Source organism: Tabrizicola soli, assembly GCF_015999335.1.
Classification (GTDB): Bacteria; Pseudomonadota; Alphaproteobacteria; order Rhodobacterales; family Rhodobacteraceae; genus Tabrizicola; species Tabrizicola soli.
In genome coordinates this window covers 31,958-46,811 of the sequence record NZ_JAEACP010000022.1, presented here as the reverse complement: position 1 = coordinate 46,811, position 14,854 = coordinate 31,958, and the positions used below count along the sequence as shown (strand labels likewise).

Genomic DNA, 14,854 nt, shown 5'->3' with positions numbered 1-14,854 from the left:
GTTCGACTTCGTCTCCTCCTCGGCGGTTCCCCCCGCGAGGAGCGACAAAGTCATCGACGAGCGGCCGGGACGGCGATCAATGCAGCGGCCCCGCCAGCCTCGCCCGCAGCTCCGGCGGCAGCCGCGCCGCATGGCCCGCCTCGGTCAGGCAGACCAGCGTCACCACCGCGGCGAACAGCCGCTCGCCCCCGCGCAGCACCAGTTGCTCCAGCACGATCCGCGCCCCGCCCAGGCCCTGCAGCCTGGTCTCCACCACCAGGTCATCGCCGAACCTCGCCGGGCGCAGGAAATCCGCCTCCACCCGCCGCACGGCAAAGACGATCCCGTCCCGCGCCTTCAGCGCCATCTGGTCGACGCCCAGCGAGGCCACCCATTCCGTCCGCGCCCGTTCGATGAACTTCAGATAGTTCGCGTAATAGACGATCCCGGCAAGATCGGTGTCCTCGTAATAGACGCGGGTGCGGAACTGGTGCGGAGTCATGCGGTTTCCAGGGTTGGTGACAGCCACCCGTTTGCTCTCCCGAAGCGGGGGCTGCCGTCAAGCACCTCCCCTCCCCCTCGTGGGGAGGGGATGGGGGTGGGGGGGCGCCGCCGGCTCTCCGCAAGATGTCAACAATCCCTGAATACCCGCAGGGAAGCCCTTGAAGTTCCTGCCTGCGCCAGACGGCCTGCGCGCGGGCGGCTCAGCCCACCCGCGCCGCCAGCCGCAGCGCGTGAGAGGGATCGCGCGCCACCCCCGGCATCACCGGATCATACCCTGCCCGGATCACCGCCCCGATCTCCGGCCGCAGGATCACCCGCTCTCCCGCCCGCGCCAGCGGCGAGGTCCCGTCGAAGGCCCGGTCCGACCACAAGAGGATCACCTGCACCGCCTGGGCCAGCGCCAGCGTCTCCGCCTCCATCGCCGCCAGCGCCGCATCCATCCGCAGGAAGACGAAGGCCGCCTTGATCGTCCCCGCCGCATCGAAGCGGAAGATCCGGTACTGGTTCGCCCCCGCCGCCTCCAGCCGCGCCACCAGCGCCGGCAGTTCCGGCACCAGCCGACCGAGGTCCTTCACCTCCAGAAGCTCCGCCCAGTCCCGGAAACAGAACACCATCAGGTTCGCCCCGAGCTCCGGGTCCGTCTCGGCCATCCGGTGACCCGCCAGCGCCACGACCGCCTCGAAGGCGCCCTTGAACACCGCCAGGCTCGCATCGTCCACCCCGAAGACCACCGGCACCACCGGGCGCCCCCAGCGCGCGAACAGATACTGCCCGTCGCCCCGCGTGAACAAAGCCTCGATCTCCGCCGGTCCCATACTTCCCCGTTCCTCTTGGTCCAAATACTCTCGGGATATGCCAGAGGTTTCGCCATCGGTTCAAGAAACCGCTGGCATGGGGGGTGAACCCCCAACATCCGAGGAGGAGGCGAAGCCCGACGACGAGACAAAAGCCTTGCGCGGAACGCGCGCCGCCTACTTGTCCCCGAACAGGTCCGCCTGCCCCGGTCTTCCCGCATCAGGCACCTTCGGCGCCTCCAGCCCCAGATGCCGCCAGGCCTTCGCCCCCAGCATCCGGCCGCGCGGGGTGCGCAGGATCAGGCCCTGCTGCAACAGGTAGGGCTCGATCACCTCCTCGATCGCATCGCGCGGCTCGCTCAAGGCCGCGGCGATCGTCTCCACCCCCACCGGCCCGCCGCCATAATTCCCGGCCAGAAGCGTCAGATAGCGCCGGTCCGCGCCATCGAGCCCCAGGTTGTCCACCTGCAACCGCGTCAGCGCCCGGTCCGCCAGCTCGCGGCTGATCCGGCCCCCGGCCTCGACCAGCGCGAAATCCGCCACCCTGCGCAGAAGCCGCCCGGCGATCCGGGGCGTCCCCCGCGCCCGCCGCGCGATCTCGCGGCAGCCCTCCGGCTCCGCCGCCAGCCCCATCAGCCGCGCGCCCCGGGCGACGATCTCGTAAAGCTCGGCCTCGGAATAGAACTCCAGCCGCGTCGGGATGCCGAACCGATCCCGCAGCGGCGTCGTCAGCAGGCCCAGCCGCGTCGTCGCGCCGACCAGGGTGAAGGGTTGCAGGTCGATCCGCACCGTCCGCGCCGCCGGTCCCTCGCCGATCACCAGGTCCAGCGCGAAATCCTCCAGCGCCGGATACAGCACCTCCTCCACCACGGGGGAAAGCCGGTGGATCTCGTCGATGAACAGGACATCCCGCGGCTCCAGATTGGTCAGGATCGCCGCCAGGTCCCCCGGCTTGGCCAGGACAGGGCCCGAGGTCATCCGGAACCCCACCCCCAGCTCGCGCGCCATAATCTGCGCCAGCGTGGTCTTGCCCAGGCCCGGCGGCCCGTGGAACAGCGTGTGGTCCATCGCCTCGCCCCGCATCCGGGCCGACTCGATGAAGACGGCGAGGTTCGCCCGCGCCTCGGCCTGACCGATGAATTCGCCCAGCATCTGCGGCCTGAGCGCGCGGTCGGTGTCCTCGGGCAGCTTCTCGGGGCGCAGGGTCGGGTCGGAACTCATTTCGGCGCCAGCAGTTTCAGGGCCGCCCGGATCAGCCCGGCCGCTTCCAGGTCGGGCTCGCCGCCCATCACCGTCGCCACCGCCTGCGCCGCGTCGCTCTGGCCATAGCCGAGGTTGACCAGCGCCGACAGCGCATCCGCCGAGGCCGAGGCCCGCCGCGCCGCGCCCTCATCGACCTTCGCCGGCTTCCACGCGGGCGCCGGCGCGCTCTCCTCGATGACCACATCCTCGGCCCCGGCCTTGGCCGCCAGGCCCGCGCCCGCCGCCATCACGCCGGGGGCCTTGGCCTTGAGTTCCAGGATAACCCGCTGCGCCAGTTTCGGCCCCACGCCCGGCGCCGCCTGCACCGCCCGCGCGTCGCCAAGCGTGATCGCCCGGCCCACGCCCTCGGCCCCGAGCGTTCCAAGGATCGCCATCGCGGCCTTGGCGCCCACGCCCTGCACGGTCATGAGAAGCTTGTGCCACTCCTTCTCCAGCATGGTCGGAAAGCCGAACAGCTGCAGCAGGTCCTCGCGCACCAGAAGCTCGGTATAAAGGCTGATCGCCTCGCCCGCCGCAGGCATCCCGGCCAGCGTCCGCTCGCTGACATGGACGATGTAGCCCACGCCGCGCACGTCGATCAGCACATGGTCCGGCCCGCGCCAGTCCAGCCGCCCCGAGATCCGTCCGATCACGAAAAGCCCCTCATTCCGCCGCCCTCAACGCCGCCTGCAACCGGCCCGCGCTTTGCACATGATGCGCGTGGCAGATCGCCACCGCCAGCGCATCCGCCGCGTCCGGTCCGGCGACCTTCACGCCGGGGAACTGCAGCTTCACCATATGATCCACCTGCACCTTCGCCGCATGACCCACGCCCACCACCGTCTTCTTCACCGCATTCGGCGCATATTCCCCGACGCTCAGGCCGAACTGCGCCGGGACCAGAAGCGCGATCCCCCGCGCCTGGCCCAGCTTCAGCGTCGCCACCGCATCCTTGTTGACGAAGGTATGCTCCACCGCCGCCGATTCGGGCTGCCAGGCGCGCAGGACCTCGGTCAGCTGGAGATGCAGCGACAGAAGCCGCACCGCGAGATCCCCCTCGCCGCCATCGGAATGGCAGATGCCGTTGGCGACATGGGTCAGGCGCGAGCCCGCGACGTCGATCACCCCCCAGCCCAGGTTTCGCAGCCCCGGATCGATGCCGATGACCCGCATCTTGCCCCCGTCCTTCCCTTTGCCACAAGGGCTAGCACGAAAAGGGAACATCCGCCAATGGCTTTTCCGGCTGCCGGGCAGGGCGGCCGCATCATTTTGCACTTGCAGAATGCGACGCAACGGCGCATGAATTCGACGAAGGCGCGAAAACATCCTGAAAAAGATGAAAAAATCGTGACGCCAGCCATGCAGCGGCTGCATTGCGGCCTTGTCCGGGCGTCAGTTGCTTTGCATTCGCAGCAAGACTAGATCGTCAAGGGCAAGGGAATAGGCCCTTGCGATGTGAAGTATGAACAGGATGAACGCCATGGCCGCTGTCGAGACGACCCGCCCGGCGCCCTACGGCGCCATCACCACCTTCCGCGCGATCAACGCGGTGACGAATGTCTTCGGCGCTCTTGCCGCATGGAACGATGCGCGCGTGACCCGCAATTCGCTGAACAAGCTTTCCGACCGCGAGCTGGACGATATCGGTCTGTGCCGCGGCGACATCGAGTTCATCGGTCGCTGAGCGACGGGTGAGGCGCCTAGCCGGAATGTGAAAGGCCGCACCGGGGTGCGGCCTTTTTGCGTTGCCCTCGGGCCTCAGCGCGGCAGCAGCGCGCGCAGCTGGCTTGAGACCCAGAGCATCCCCGGATCGGCATGCATCAGCCAAGCCCCGACCGGATCGAAGCCGCTTCCCGCCGCAAGCGCGCTGACGCGGCTTTCATAGGTCTGCGGCCCGACATAGTAATGGATCACGCCCTTCAGCCCGATCCCCACCGCCAAGGCCAGCACCAAGGGCTTCGCCAGCCGCAACAGACGCGAGCCGTGCCGGGTCGAGGCCTTGCGGCCCAGGGTTCCGGCGGCTTCGAAGCCATAGCCCTTGGCATGGGCCTTCTCGATCCGCGAGACGCGGCTGTAGAAATCATTAAGGTTGGGATCTACCCACATGGTCTGCTCCCCGAAACTCGGACAAGGCAATGTTGCTGCGGTTTTATGGCCAAAATGCGGCATGTTGCCTTGGGTGCACCCAACACGCCCCTCCGTCAAGGATTGTCCACGACTTCAGGGTTTCCGCAGAACAAGCACCGACCATTCGCCAAGATCGTCGCGACTTTGCAGACAAAGTCCGGCGGCCTCGTAAGCCGCCTTCACCGAATCTGCTTGCACAGCGAGCAAACCCGACAGGATGGCTCTACCTCCGGCTGCAAGCTGAGTCGCGATTCCCGGCGCCAGTTCGATCAGCGGGCCCTTCAGGATGTTGGCGAAGATCAGGTCGTAGGGGCCGGCTGCCACGATTCGCGCGTGATCCAGCCCGGCCGCCTCCAGGCATTCGACCCGGCCCTCAAGCCCGTTGATCGCGACATTGGCCTCGGCCACGTCCACCGCGACCCGGTCGATATCGCTGGCGATGACCAGCGCCCCGGGCAGCACCGCCGCCGCCGCCATGGCCAGGACCGCCGTGCCGCAGCCGATATCGGCCACCCTGGCGGGCCGCCAGCCTTCGGTCAGAAGCCGGTCGAAGGCCAGGAGGCAACCCAGCGTCGTGCCATGGTGGCCGGTGCCGAAGGCGACCGTCGCCTCGATCTGCAACGCCACGCGCCCCTGGGGCACCTTGTCCGCGTCATGGCTGCCATAGACGAAGAATCGCCCCGCCTCGACCGGGGAAAGCTCGCGCCGGACCTTGGCGACCCAGTCGATCTCGGGCAGTTCCGACAGCGCGAAGGGCCGCGCGCCGAAGGCGGTGGCCAGGACCTCCAGTATCACCTCGTCCGGCGGCTCCAGGAAATAGCCGCCGACCTCCCAGAGGCCCGAGCCGTCCTCGATCTCGAAGACGCCGACCCCGGTCGGTTCCGGGTCCATCCGCTCCATGGCGGCGGCAAGGGATTGCGCGGCCTCCTCGCCGGGCAGGGTGGTCAGGGCGGAATAGGTCGGCATGGCGGCACTCCTTTGCCTCCGGCCTTACGCGGAAGGCCGCGCCCCGACAAGTTTCGCCCGGAGGAGACGGCCTAAAATTTTTCGTCGAAAAATTTTAGGCCCCGGTTCTCAGGCCCCCGCCCGCACGCCGGTCCCGATCGGGCAGCTCACGCCCGTGCCGCCGATGCCGCAATAGCCGTCCAGGTTTTTCGCCAGATATTGCTGGTGATAATCCTCGGCGAAATAGAACACGGGCGCGGGCAGGATCTCGGTGGTGATCGGCCCCTTCCCCGCCGCCGTCAGCGCCTGCTGGTAGACCGCCCTCGAGGCCGTCGCGGCCTCCATCTGCGCCGGGGTATAGGTGTAGATCCCCGAGCGATAGGTCGAGCCCAGGTCGTTGCCCTGCCGCATCCCCTGCGTCGGATCGTGGTTTTCCCAGAACAGCTGCAAAAGCTCCTCATAGCTGACCACCGCGGGGTCATGGATCACCCGCACCACCTCGTTATGGCCGGTAAGCTGGGTGCAGGTCTCCTTGTAGGTCGGGTTCGGCGTGAAGCCCCCGGCATAGCCCACCATGGTCAGCCAGACGCCCGGCCGGTTCCAGAACTTCCGCTCCACGCCCCAGAAGCAGCCCATGCCGAACATCGCCTCCTCCATCCCCGGAGGTACCGGGGACTTCAGCGGCAGGCCGCTCAGGAAATGCCGCTCGGCCGTGGGGAGCGGCTCGGCCCGCCCCGGCAGGGCGTTCCCGGGTGTGACCATCTCCATCTTCGCGCGGTTGAACAGCATCTGCGACCTCCGTTTCCCCCGAATATAGGCAACCCGCCCGCCGCGCCAGCCTACTCGGCCGGTTGCGGCAGGGCGCGCGAGAACAGCGTCTCGTTCCCCGGCGCGGGATGGCGCGGGATCAGGCAGATCAGCCCGAAGGCGACCAGCGCCATGCCCGCGCCCAAGAGGAACACATGGTCGGGCGACTGCGCCCACATGTAGCCCAGCGCCGCCGGCAGGAAGACCGCCGCGATATGGTTGATGGTGAAGGCCACCGCCGCGGTGGGCGCGATGTCGCGCGGATCGGCGATCTTCTGGAAATAGGTCCGCAGCGCGAAGGAAAGCGCGAAGAACAGCTGGTCCAGGATGTAAAGCCCGCCCGCGACCACGATACCCCAGCCGAACCAGTAAAGCCCGCCGTAAGCCAGGAACACCAGCGTGAGCCCGACATATTCGAAGCCCATCACGCTGCGCTCGCCGTATTTGCCCAGCGCCCGGCCCATGGCGGGCGCGATGGCCATGTTGATCAGGTAGTTGACCAGGAGAAGCGCGGTCATCTCGCCGACCTTCATCCCGAAACGCTCCACCATCATGAAGCCCGCGAAGACGACGAAGATCTGCCGCCGCGCCCCGGCCATGAACTGCAGCGCATAATACAGCCAGTAGCGCCGGCGCAGGACCATGTGCCTGTGCTGCGGATGCGGGTTCTCGAACTGCGGATAGGCCAGCGCGGCGACAAGGACGATGGCCAGCGTCAAGCCGCCCGAGGCGAGGTAGACCATGTTGTAGTCCAGCCCCAGCGCCTCCCACAGCGCGACGATCGCGCCATAGGCCGCGAGCGACGCCCCCGCCCCCACCGCCAGGATCCGCCCCAGCACGATGGGCGCGCGGTCCTTGTCGATCCATTGCAGCTGCAGCGACTGGTTCACCGTCTCGAAATAATGGAACCCGATCGAGGACAGGAGCGTGCAGACCAGGATCCCGGTGAAGGACGGAAACCAGGCCGTCACCCCCGAGGCCGCGCCGAGGAGCGCCAGCGCGACCAGCGCCAGCACCTGCTCGCGCATCACCAGCAGGATCAGGATGACGCCGATGGCCAGGAAACCGGGGATCTCGCGCACCGTGTGCAGCCAGCCGATCTCCTTGCCGGTGAAGGCGGCCGCCTCGATGACGAAGTTGTTCAGAAGCGCCGACCAGGTGGCGAAACTCAGCGGCATCGCCGCCGCCATGAGGTAGAGGAGAGCCTCCGGCCGCCGCCACGCGGGCAGATCGTGGACTTCGGCAAGGGACATCGGCGCGCGCAACATGCTCCCCGCTTACTCCCTGCGCGCAGGGCAGGCAAAGCGAAAGCTTGTGTCAGTCACAATCCAGAGCCGCCATCGTACAGTCACAATCCAGAGCCGCCATCGTAGGGTGCGCTACAGCGCACCGTCCGAAGGTGCGCTGTAGCGCACCCGACGGTGGTCGCCGGCCGGTTTGCCCCCGCGCCCCCTCACAGAAAACTCTGCGGGTCGATGTCCACCGCCAGCCGCAGATCCCTCGGCGGCTTGAATTGCCCCAGCCATTCCGCCAGCGCCGCCTGCAATGGTGCCGCCTTCTCCGCCTTCACCAGCAGCCGCACCCGGTGCCGGCCCCGCACCTTGGCGATGGGCGCGGGCGCCGGGCCCCAGACCTCGGCCCCGATCCGGCGCAGGGGCCCGTCCCGCCGCGCCAGCTCCGCCCCGAAGTCGAACACCTGCGCCACGTCCGGCGAGGACAGGATGATCCCCGCCATCCGGCCATAGGGCGGCACGCCCGCAGCCTTCCGTTCCGCCGCCTCCGCTGCCCAGAAGGCCTCCTCGTCGCCGCCCAGGATCGCCCGGATCACCGGATGCTCCGGCTGGTGGGTCTGAAGCCAGGCCTCGCCCTTCCGCTCGGCCGTCCGGCCTGCCCGTCCCGCCACCTGCCGCATCAGCTGGAAGGTCCGCTCCGCCGCGCGGAGGTCCGAGCCCTGCAAGCCGAGGTCGGCGTCGATCACCCCGACCAGCGTCAGCAGGGGAAAGTTGTGCCCCTTGGCCACGATCTGCGTGCCGATGATGATATCCGCGCCACCCGCCGCGATCCCGGCGATCTTCTCCTTCAACGCCCGGGCGCTGCCGAACAGGTCCGACGAGAGCACCGCCACCCGGGCCTCCGGGAAGCGTGCCGCCACCTCCTCGGCCAGCCGCTCCACCCCCGGCCCCACGGCGGCCATCCTGCCCTCGACCCCGCAGGCAGGACAGGCCAGCGGCACCGGCTTCGTCGCGCCGCACTGGTGGCAGACCAGCCGTTTCTGGAAGCGATGCTCGACCATCCGCGCGTCGCAGTGGTCGCAGCCGACCTGATGCCCGCAGGCCCGGCAGAGCGTCACCGGCGCGAAGCCCCGCCGGTTCAGGAACAACAAAGCCTGTTCCCCGCGCCCGACCACCGCATCGACCTTGGCCGCCAGCGTGGGCGAGATCCAGCGGTCCCCCGGCAGCTTCTCGGCCCGCATGTCGATCGCCCGCATCTCCGGCAGCTCCGCCGCGCCGAAGCGGCTTCCAAGGTCCAGCCGCCGATACTTCCCCGCCTCGACATTGGCCCAGGTCTCCAGGGACGGCGTGGCCGAGGCCAGCACCACCGGGCAGCCGCAGATCGCCGCCCGCAGCACCGCCATGTCGCGGGCGTTGTAGAGAACCCCGTCCTCCTGCTTGTAGGAGGTGTCGTGCTCCTCGTCGACGACGACCAGGCCGAGGTCCCGGAACGGCAGGAACAGCGCCGAGCGCGCGCCGACGACCAGCCCCGCCTCGCCCTCGGCCGCCATCTTCCACAGCCGCCGCCGCTCGGTCATCGTGACGCCGGAATGCCACTCTGCCGGCTTCGCCCCGAACCGCGCCTCCACGCGGGTCAGGAACTCCGCCGTCAGCGCGATCTCCGGCAGCAGCACCAGCGCCTGCCGGTGCGCCCGCAGGCACTCCGCCACCGCCTCCAGATAGACCTCGGTCTTGCCCGACCCCGTGACGCCCTTCAGCAGCGTCGCCGCATAGCCCCCCCGCGCCACATCGGCCACCAGCGCATCCCCGGCCTCGACCTGATCGCCCGCCAGCCGCATCCCCCGGTCCGCCTTCAGCCGCGGATAGGGCGTGTCGCGCGGCGTGTCCTCCTCGGCCACCACGCCCAGCTTCACCAGCCCCTTGACCACCGAGGCGCCGCAGCCCGCCGCCTCGGCCAGCTCGCCCAGCGTGACCGGAGCCCCGCCGAACGCGCGCAGGGCCTCGATCACCCGGTGCCGGGCTTCGGTCAGCTGGTTCGGCACCGGCCCCGCCAGCCGGTAGACCCGCCGCGTCGAGGGCGGCGCCCCCAGACCCGGCGCCCGCGTCGCCAGCCGCAGCATCGCCGGCAGCGGCGTCAGCGTGTAGTCCGCCGCCTTCGCCAGAAACGCCCGCAACTCCGCCCGCATCGGCCTTGCGTCCAGCACACGGGTGACGGGCCGGATCCGGGAGGGGTCGAACCTCCCCTCGCCCGGTCCCCAGACCACGCCCAGCACCCGGCGCGGACCCAGCGGCACCTCGACGAAATCCCCGTCGCCGCAGCCGCCCTCCGGCGCGCGATAGTCGAGGACGCGGCCCAGGGGCTCGGTCGTCAGCACCCCCACGAGGTCGCCCGCCTGATAGACCCGATCCGCCAAGCTGCAACCTTTCGCTCACCAGCCGTTTGGGGTAAACCGCGCCCCGAGAGCATTCAACCCCCGCGCGGCACCCCCCGCAACCGCCGAAGGAGCGACCCCCATGAAATTCTTCATCGACACCGCCGACGTCGACGCCATCCGCGAACTGCACGCCCTGGGCATGGTGGACGGCGTCACCACCAACCCCTCGCTGATCCTGAAATCCGGCCGCGACATCCTGGAAGTGACCAAGGAAATCTGCAGCTTCGTCGAAGGCCCGGTCTCGGCCGAGGTCGTGGCGATGAAAGCCGACGACATGATCGCCGAGGGCCGGAAACTCGCCGCCATCGCCCAGAACATCGCGGTCAAGGTGCCGCTGACCTGGGACGGGCTCAAGGCCTGCAAGGTGCTGTCGGGCGAAGGTTTCATGGTCAACGTGACGCTCTGCTTCAGCGCCAACCAGGCGCTGATCGCCGCCAAGGCGGGCGCGACCTTCATCTCGCCCTTCATCGGCCGGCTGGACGACATCCACCTCGACGGCATCGACCTGATCGGCGACATCCGCACGATCTACGACAACTACGGCTTCGACACCCAGATCCTTGCCGCCTCGATCCGCAACCCGAACCACGTCAAGGACTGTGCCCTGATCGGGGCCGACGTGGTGACCGCGCCCCCGGCCGTGATCAAGGCGCTGGCGAACCATGTCCTGACCGACAAGGGGCTGGAGCAGTTCAACGCCGACTGGGCCAAGACCGGCCAGAAGATCCTCTGACCCCGGCGGCATCGCCGCATGTCGCAGGTCGGGCTTCGGCCCGGCTCCCCGGCGGGCCAAGCTTTCGGCCCCCGGATCACCCGGCGGGACGGCGGCGAGGCGGATTGTTGCATCCCTGCCGATCCCGGCCGCCCTTGCGCCAGAAACCAGTCGCCAGACGGATCAGCTTCCGCCTATAATGCGCGGGATTTCCTGTCCAAACCGGCTGGCTGACCCATGATCGAACCCGACCTGCGCGACCTGATCCTGGCCGAACCCGAACGGCTTCTGGAAGACCGCGACGTGATGAACGCCCTCGTCGCCGCCAACGAGCGCGCGATGGGCGCCAATATCGTCGACCTGCGCGGCATCGCCATGCGCCGCCTGGAAACCCGGCTCGACCGGCTGGAGGATACCCACCGTTCCGTCATCGCGGCGGCCTACGAGAATCTCGCCGGCACCAATCAGATCCACCGTGCCGTCCTGCAACTCCTGGAGCCCGCCAGCTTCGAGGGCTTCATCGCCGCCCTGAAGGGCGAGGTCGCCCAGACCCTGCGCGTCGATGCCGTCCGCCTGGTGCTGGAAACCGCGCAGGAGGACGGCCGCTCGGACCCCGCGCTGCAGAAACAGGGCGAGGTGATGCAGGTCGGTCCGCGCGGCCATGTCGGCCAGTATCTCTCGAACGGCCGCAGCGGCACCGCCCGGCCGGTCGTCCTGCGCGCCACCACCGCGCTTGCCGCCACCGTCTTCGGGCCGCAGGCCGCCGAACTGCGCTCCGAGGCGCTGATGCAGCTCGACCTCGGCAAGGGACGGTTGCCCGGACTGCTGGCCTTCGGCTCGGAAGACCCGCACATGTTCCGGCCGACGCATGGCACCGACCTGCTCACCTTCTTCGCCGGGGTGTTCGAGCGGCAAGTGCAGCGGTGGCTGGCCTGATCCCCTTCCTGGCCCCGGCGCTGGGGCAGGCGCTGGCGGACTGGCTGGCGCAGCTGGCCGCGCTGGAGGGCGCCGCCCCCAACACCATCGCCGCCTATCGCCGCGACGTCGCGCGCTATCTCGTCTTTCTCGCGCAGCACCAGGGCGGGACCGGGGGGCTGGCCCGCGTCGCCGCCACCAGCCAGGCCGACCTGCGCGCCTGGATGGCCGAGGAACGCGCGCAGGGCCTCTCCTCGCGCTCGCTGGCCCGGGCGCTGTCGGCGGTCAAGACCTTCACCGCCTGGGCCGCCGACCGCAGCGGGGCCGAGGCGACCACCGTCCTCTCGGCCCGTTCGCCGCGCTATCGCCGCACCCTGCCCCGCCCCCTCACCGAGGACGGCGCGAGCGCCATGCTGGACGAGATCGGCCAGGACGCGCGTGCGGACTGGATCGTCGCCCGCGATACGGCCATCGCCACGCTGCTCTACGGCCTCGGCCTGCGCATCTCCGAGGCGCTGGCCCTGACCGGCGCCGACCATCCGCTGCCGCAAAGCCTCCGCGTCACCGGCAAGGGCGGCCGGACCCGCATCGTCCCGGTGATCCCCGCCGCCGCCGAGGCCGTCGCCGCCTATGCCGCACTCTGCCCCCACGACCTCGTCCCGTCCGACCCCCTGTTCCGCGGCGCGCGCGGCGGCCCGGTCAATCCCCGCCTGATCCAGGCCGCGATGGAGCGCGCCCGCCTGCGCCTCGGCCTGCCCGCCTCGGCCACGCCGCATGCGCTGCGCCACAGCTTCGCCACCCATCTCCTTGCGGCCGGCGGCGACCTCCGCGCGATCCAGGAGCTTCTGGGCCATGCCTCGCTTTCCACCACCCAGGGCTACACCGCCGTCGATGCCGCGCAGCTGATGGAGGTCTACGAAAAAGCCCACCCGAGAGCCTGACTTGACGCCCAAGCCCTGTTGCGCACGGAAGCGTTATCCGCCATCAAGAAACCGATGAGCCCACGTCTGAAAGCCCTCTCGGTCCACCTGCTCACCGCCACCGGGGCGGTGCTGTCGATGTTCGCCATGCTGGCGGCCGTCGAGGAGAAGTGGAGCCTGATGTTCCTCTGGCTGGTGGCCGCGCTGATCGTCGACGGGATCGACGGGCCGCTGGCGCGGCGCTACCATGTGAAGACCAACTGGCCGAACTATGACGGGATCCTGATGGACCTGATCATCGACTACCTCACCTATGTCTTCATCCCGGCCTTTGCCCTCTTCAAGTCCGGCCTGCTGCCCGGGTGGACCGGATGGCTGGCGATCATCATGATCTGCTACGGCTCGGTGATCTATTTCGTCGACACCAGGATGAAGACCAAGGACAAGAGCTTTGCGGGCTTCCCCGGCTGCTGGAACATGGTGGTCCTGGTGCTTTTCGCCACCCAGCCCAGCCAGACGGTGATCCTTCTGGTGGTGATCCTGCTGACGGTGACGATGTTCACCAACCTCAAGTTCATCCACCCGGTCCGCACGAACCGCTGGCACGAGATCTCGCTGGCCGTGACGGTCGCCTGGATCGTCCTGGCCAGCTGGGCCGCCTGGTGGGATTTCCAGGAAGGGCCCGTGGCCAAATGGCTGCTGGTGCTGACCTCGCTCTACCTCGCCCTCGCCGGCATCGCCCAGCAGCTGGTCCCCGAAGGCATCCGCCGGGTCCGCTGACTCCCGCTCGTCGATGACTTCGTCACTCCTCGCTGCGCCGCGACGAGAAGACGAAGTCGCACGAGGAGCCGTCACAGCCGCATCAGCATCACCCCCGCCACGATGGTGACCGCCGCCAGCGCCTTCTCGCCGCTCATGCGCTCGCCGAAGACCAGCCAGCCGATCAGCACCGCGAACAGGATCGAGGTCTCGCGCAGCGCCGCCACCACCGCGATCGGAGCCAGCGTCATCGCCCAGATCGACACCGCATAGGCCCCGTAGCTCGCCGCCGAGGCGAAGGTCCCCATCCGCCAGGCGCGCCAGTCCCGCGGGATCACGTCCAGCCCGCGCAGCGCCACCATCCCCAACGTGAAGAAGCAGCCATCCGCCACGAAGACCCAGGCCACATAGGCCACCGGCGCGCCCGAGACCCGCGCCCCCATCCCGTCGATCAGCGTATAGGTCGCCGTCGCCAGCGCCGAACCCAGCGCAAAGGGCAGAAGCCTGCGGTTCTCGCCCGAGGCGAAGACCCCCCGCGCCATCAGCAGGATCCCCCCCGCCAGCACCGCGATCGCCAGATATTCCTGCCCGCTGACCGCATCCGACAGGAACAGCGCGCCGACCAGCGCCACCACCATCGGCGCGGCCCCGCGCGCGATCGGATAGACCCGGCTCAGGTCGCCCCGATCATAGGCATAGGTCAGGAAGAACTTGTAGGCGAAATGCGTGCAGCCCGCCGCGATCACCCAGGGAATGGCCGCCGGGTCGATCGGCGCGGCGAAGGCCGCCACCGCCAGGCCGATCGGTACTTCGACGATCGACAGGATCACCATCCCGCCGACCTTGGACGTGCCAAGCTTGATCAGCGCGTTCCACAGCGCATGCAGGAAGGCCGCGCCAAGGACCGCCAGGAAGATGCCAAGGGTCAAGACGCACCCGCAAGAAGACCGTTGACCAATGGCTAACCCCCGGCCCGGCTCCGCACAAGCGGGCGCATGGCTCCAGAGCCGCCCTTTCGACAGGGCCCAGGCCTAGAGAAGCAGCGCCCCCTCGTGCCGCAGGAGCGCGGCCTTGGTCTCTACCCCGCCCGGCGCGGAAAAGCCGCCGAACCAGTCGGTGCCGGTGACCCGGTGACAGGGGATCAGGATCGGCAGCGGGTTCGCGCCGCAGGCCTGCCCCACCGCCTGGGCCGGGGCGCCGACTGCGCGGGCGATCTGGCCATAGGTCCGCGTCTCGCCCAGGGGGATGTCGGCCATCGCCCGGCGCACGGCGGCATCGAGCCCCTCGCCCCAGTCGAAGGGCAGGTCGAAGCGGAGAAGGCGGCGGTCGAAATAGGCCCGAAGCTGGGCCGCCGCCTCGTCCAGCAGGTCCGAGCCCTCGCCCGGATCGGCCCTCCAGTCCAGCCGGACCAGGAGGCCGTCCGCCTCGACCAGCGTCACCGGCCCGAAGGGGGTCGGGACCACGGCCCGCGTAGGGTGGGCAA

18 protein-coding genes are annotated in these 14,854 nt (G+C 69.2%); 6 read left to right on the top strand and 12 right to left on the bottom strand.

What is annotated here, in order from left to right; genetic code table 11:
- Positions 1-76 precede the first annotated feature (76 nt).
- The 5 genes from ybgC to ruvC all read right to left on the bottom strand — a co-directional run bounded on the left by ybgC (position 77) and on the right by ruvC (position 3,692).
- Positions 77-481, bottom strand: a complete 405-nt coding sequence (ybgC, locus tag I7S92_RS18775; RefSeq protein WP_197647054.1) for a tol-pal system-associated acyl-CoA thioesterase — start codon at positions 479-481, stop codon at positions 77-79.
- A 202-nt stretch (positions 482-683) separates the two neighbouring features.
- Complete coding sequence (locus tag I7S92_RS18770; protein ID WP_197647053.1) at positions 684-1,298, bottom strand: hypothetical protein; 615 nt, start codon at positions 1,296-1,298, stop codon at positions 684-686.
- Between the two features lie 156 nt (positions 1,299-1,454).
- Complete coding sequence (gene ruvB / locus I7S92_RS18765) at positions 1,455-2,498, bottom strand: Holliday junction branch migration DNA helicase RuvB (protein WP_197647052.1); 1,044 nt, start codon at positions 2,496-2,498, stop codon at positions 1,455-1,457.
- Positions 2,495-3,172 carry a Holliday junction branch migration protein RuvA gene (ruvA, locus tag I7S92_RS18760; protein ID WP_197647051.1) on the bottom strand — a complete coding sequence of 226 codons (678 nt, stop codon included), beginning with the start codon at positions 3,170-3,172 and terminating at the stop codon, positions 2,495-2,497. The genes ruvB and ruvA overlap by 4 nt, the downstream gene beginning before the upstream one ends.
- A gap of 10 nt (positions 3,173-3,182) precedes the next feature.
- Positions 3,183-3,692: a crossover junction endodeoxyribonuclease RuvC gene (gene ruvC / locus I7S92_RS18755; protein WP_197647050.1), complete on the bottom strand. Its 510-nt coding sequence runs from the start codon at positions 3,690-3,692 to the stop codon at positions 3,183-3,185.
- Between the two features lie 57 nt (positions 3,693-3,749).
- Here ruvC and I7S92_RS18750 point away from each other — a divergent pair, with 57 nt between their 5' ends.
- Both I7S92_RS18750 and I7S92_RS18745 read left to right on the top strand, forming a co-directional pair.
- A complete protein-coding gene (locus I7S92_RS18750; protein WP_197647049.1) occupies positions 3,750-3,941 on the top strand; it encodes a hypothetical protein in 192 nt (63 codons plus the stop codon).
- A 58-nt stretch (positions 3,942-3,999) separates the two neighbouring features.
- On the top strand, positions 4,000-4,203 hold the full coding sequence (locus I7S92_RS18745) for a DUF1127 domain-containing protein (RefSeq protein WP_197647048.1): 204 nt from the start codon (positions 4,000-4,002) through the stop codon (positions 4,201-4,203).
- A 74-nt stretch (positions 4,204-4,277) separates the two neighbouring features.
- Here I7S92_RS18745 and I7S92_RS18740 read toward each other — a convergent pair whose 3' ends face one another.
- From I7S92_RS18740 to I7S92_RS18720, 5 genes are all read right to left on the bottom strand, one after another.
- Positions 4,278-4,625, bottom strand: coding sequence for a hypothetical protein (locus I7S92_RS18740; protein WP_197647047.1), 348 nt, complete (start codon positions 4,623-4,625; stop codon positions 4,278-4,280).
- A 114-nt stretch (positions 4,626-4,739) separates the two neighbouring features.
- Positions 4,740-5,612, bottom strand: coding sequence for a 50S ribosomal protein L11 methyltransferase (locus tag I7S92_RS18735; RefSeq protein ID WP_197647046.1), 873 nt, complete (start codon positions 5,610-5,612; stop codon positions 4,740-4,742).
- A 108-nt stretch (positions 5,613-5,720) separates the two neighbouring features.
- Positions 5,721-6,380, bottom strand: coding sequence for a peptide-methionine (S)-S-oxide reductase MsrA (msrA, locus tag I7S92_RS18730; RefSeq protein ID WP_197647045.1), 660 nt, complete (start codon positions 6,378-6,380; stop codon positions 5,721-5,723).
- A gap of 50 nt (positions 6,381-6,430) precedes the next feature.
- The gene (locus I7S92_RS18725; RefSeq protein ID WP_197647044.1) at positions 6,431-7,666 is read right to left on the bottom strand and encodes an MFS transporter; all 1,236 of its coding nucleotides are present in this window, start codon (positions 7,664-7,666) and stop codon (positions 6,431-6,433) included.
- Between the two features lie 185 nt (positions 7,667-7,851).
- Positions 7,852-10,011 carry a primosomal protein N' gene (locus tag I7S92_RS18720; protein WP_197647080.1) on the bottom strand — a complete coding sequence of 720 codons (2,160 nt, stop codon included), beginning with the start codon at positions 10,009-10,011 and terminating at the stop codon, positions 7,852-7,854.
- Positions 10,012-10,144: 133 nt separating this feature from the next.
- Here I7S92_RS18720 and fsa point away from each other — a divergent pair, with 133 nt between their 5' ends.
- The 4 genes from fsa (at position 10,145) to I7S92_RS18700 (ending at position 13,392) form a co-directional block, all read left to right on the top strand.
- Positions 10,145-10,798, top strand: a complete 654-nt coding sequence (gene fsa, locus I7S92_RS18715; RefSeq protein ID WP_197647043.1) for a fructose-6-phosphate aldolase — start codon at positions 10,145-10,147, stop codon at positions 10,796-10,798.
- A gap of 216 nt (positions 10,799-11,014) precedes the next feature.
- Positions 11,015-11,713, top strand: a complete 699-nt coding sequence (locus I7S92_RS18710) for a DUF484 family protein (protein ID WP_197647042.1) — start codon at positions 11,015-11,017, stop codon at positions 11,711-11,713.
- Positions 11,710-12,633 carry a tyrosine recombinase XerC gene (locus tag I7S92_RS18705; RefSeq protein WP_197647079.1) on the top strand — a complete coding sequence of 308 codons (924 nt, stop codon included), beginning with the start codon at positions 11,710-11,712 and terminating at the stop codon, positions 12,631-12,633. Before I7S92_RS18710 ends, I7S92_RS18705 begins: the two co-directional genes overlap by 4 nt.
- A gap of 54 nt (positions 12,634-12,687) precedes the next feature.
- Entirely contained in the window at positions 12,688-13,392 is a 705-nt protein-coding gene (locus I7S92_RS18700) for a CDP-alcohol phosphatidyltransferase family protein (RefSeq protein ID WP_197647041.1), read from the top strand.
- Between the two features lie 71 nt (positions 13,393-13,463).
- Here the strand turns inward: I7S92_RS18700 and I7S92_RS18695 are convergent, their stop codons facing one another.
- Both I7S92_RS18695 and I7S92_RS18690 read right to left on the bottom strand, forming a co-directional pair.
- Positions 13,464-14,300 (bottom strand): EamA family transporter, encoded by an 837-nt coding sequence (locus I7S92_RS18695; protein WP_197647040.1) that lies wholly within the window; start codon positions 14,298-14,300, stop codon positions 13,464-13,466.
- Between the two features lie 102 nt (positions 14,301-14,402).
- Positions 14,403-14,834 (bottom strand): methylated-DNA--[protein]-cysteine S-methyltransferase, encoded by a 432-nt coding sequence (locus tag I7S92_RS18690; RefSeq protein ID WP_287865836.1) that lies wholly within the window; start codon positions 14,832-14,834, stop codon positions 14,403-14,405.
- Positions 14,835-14,854 lie beyond the last annotated feature (20 nt).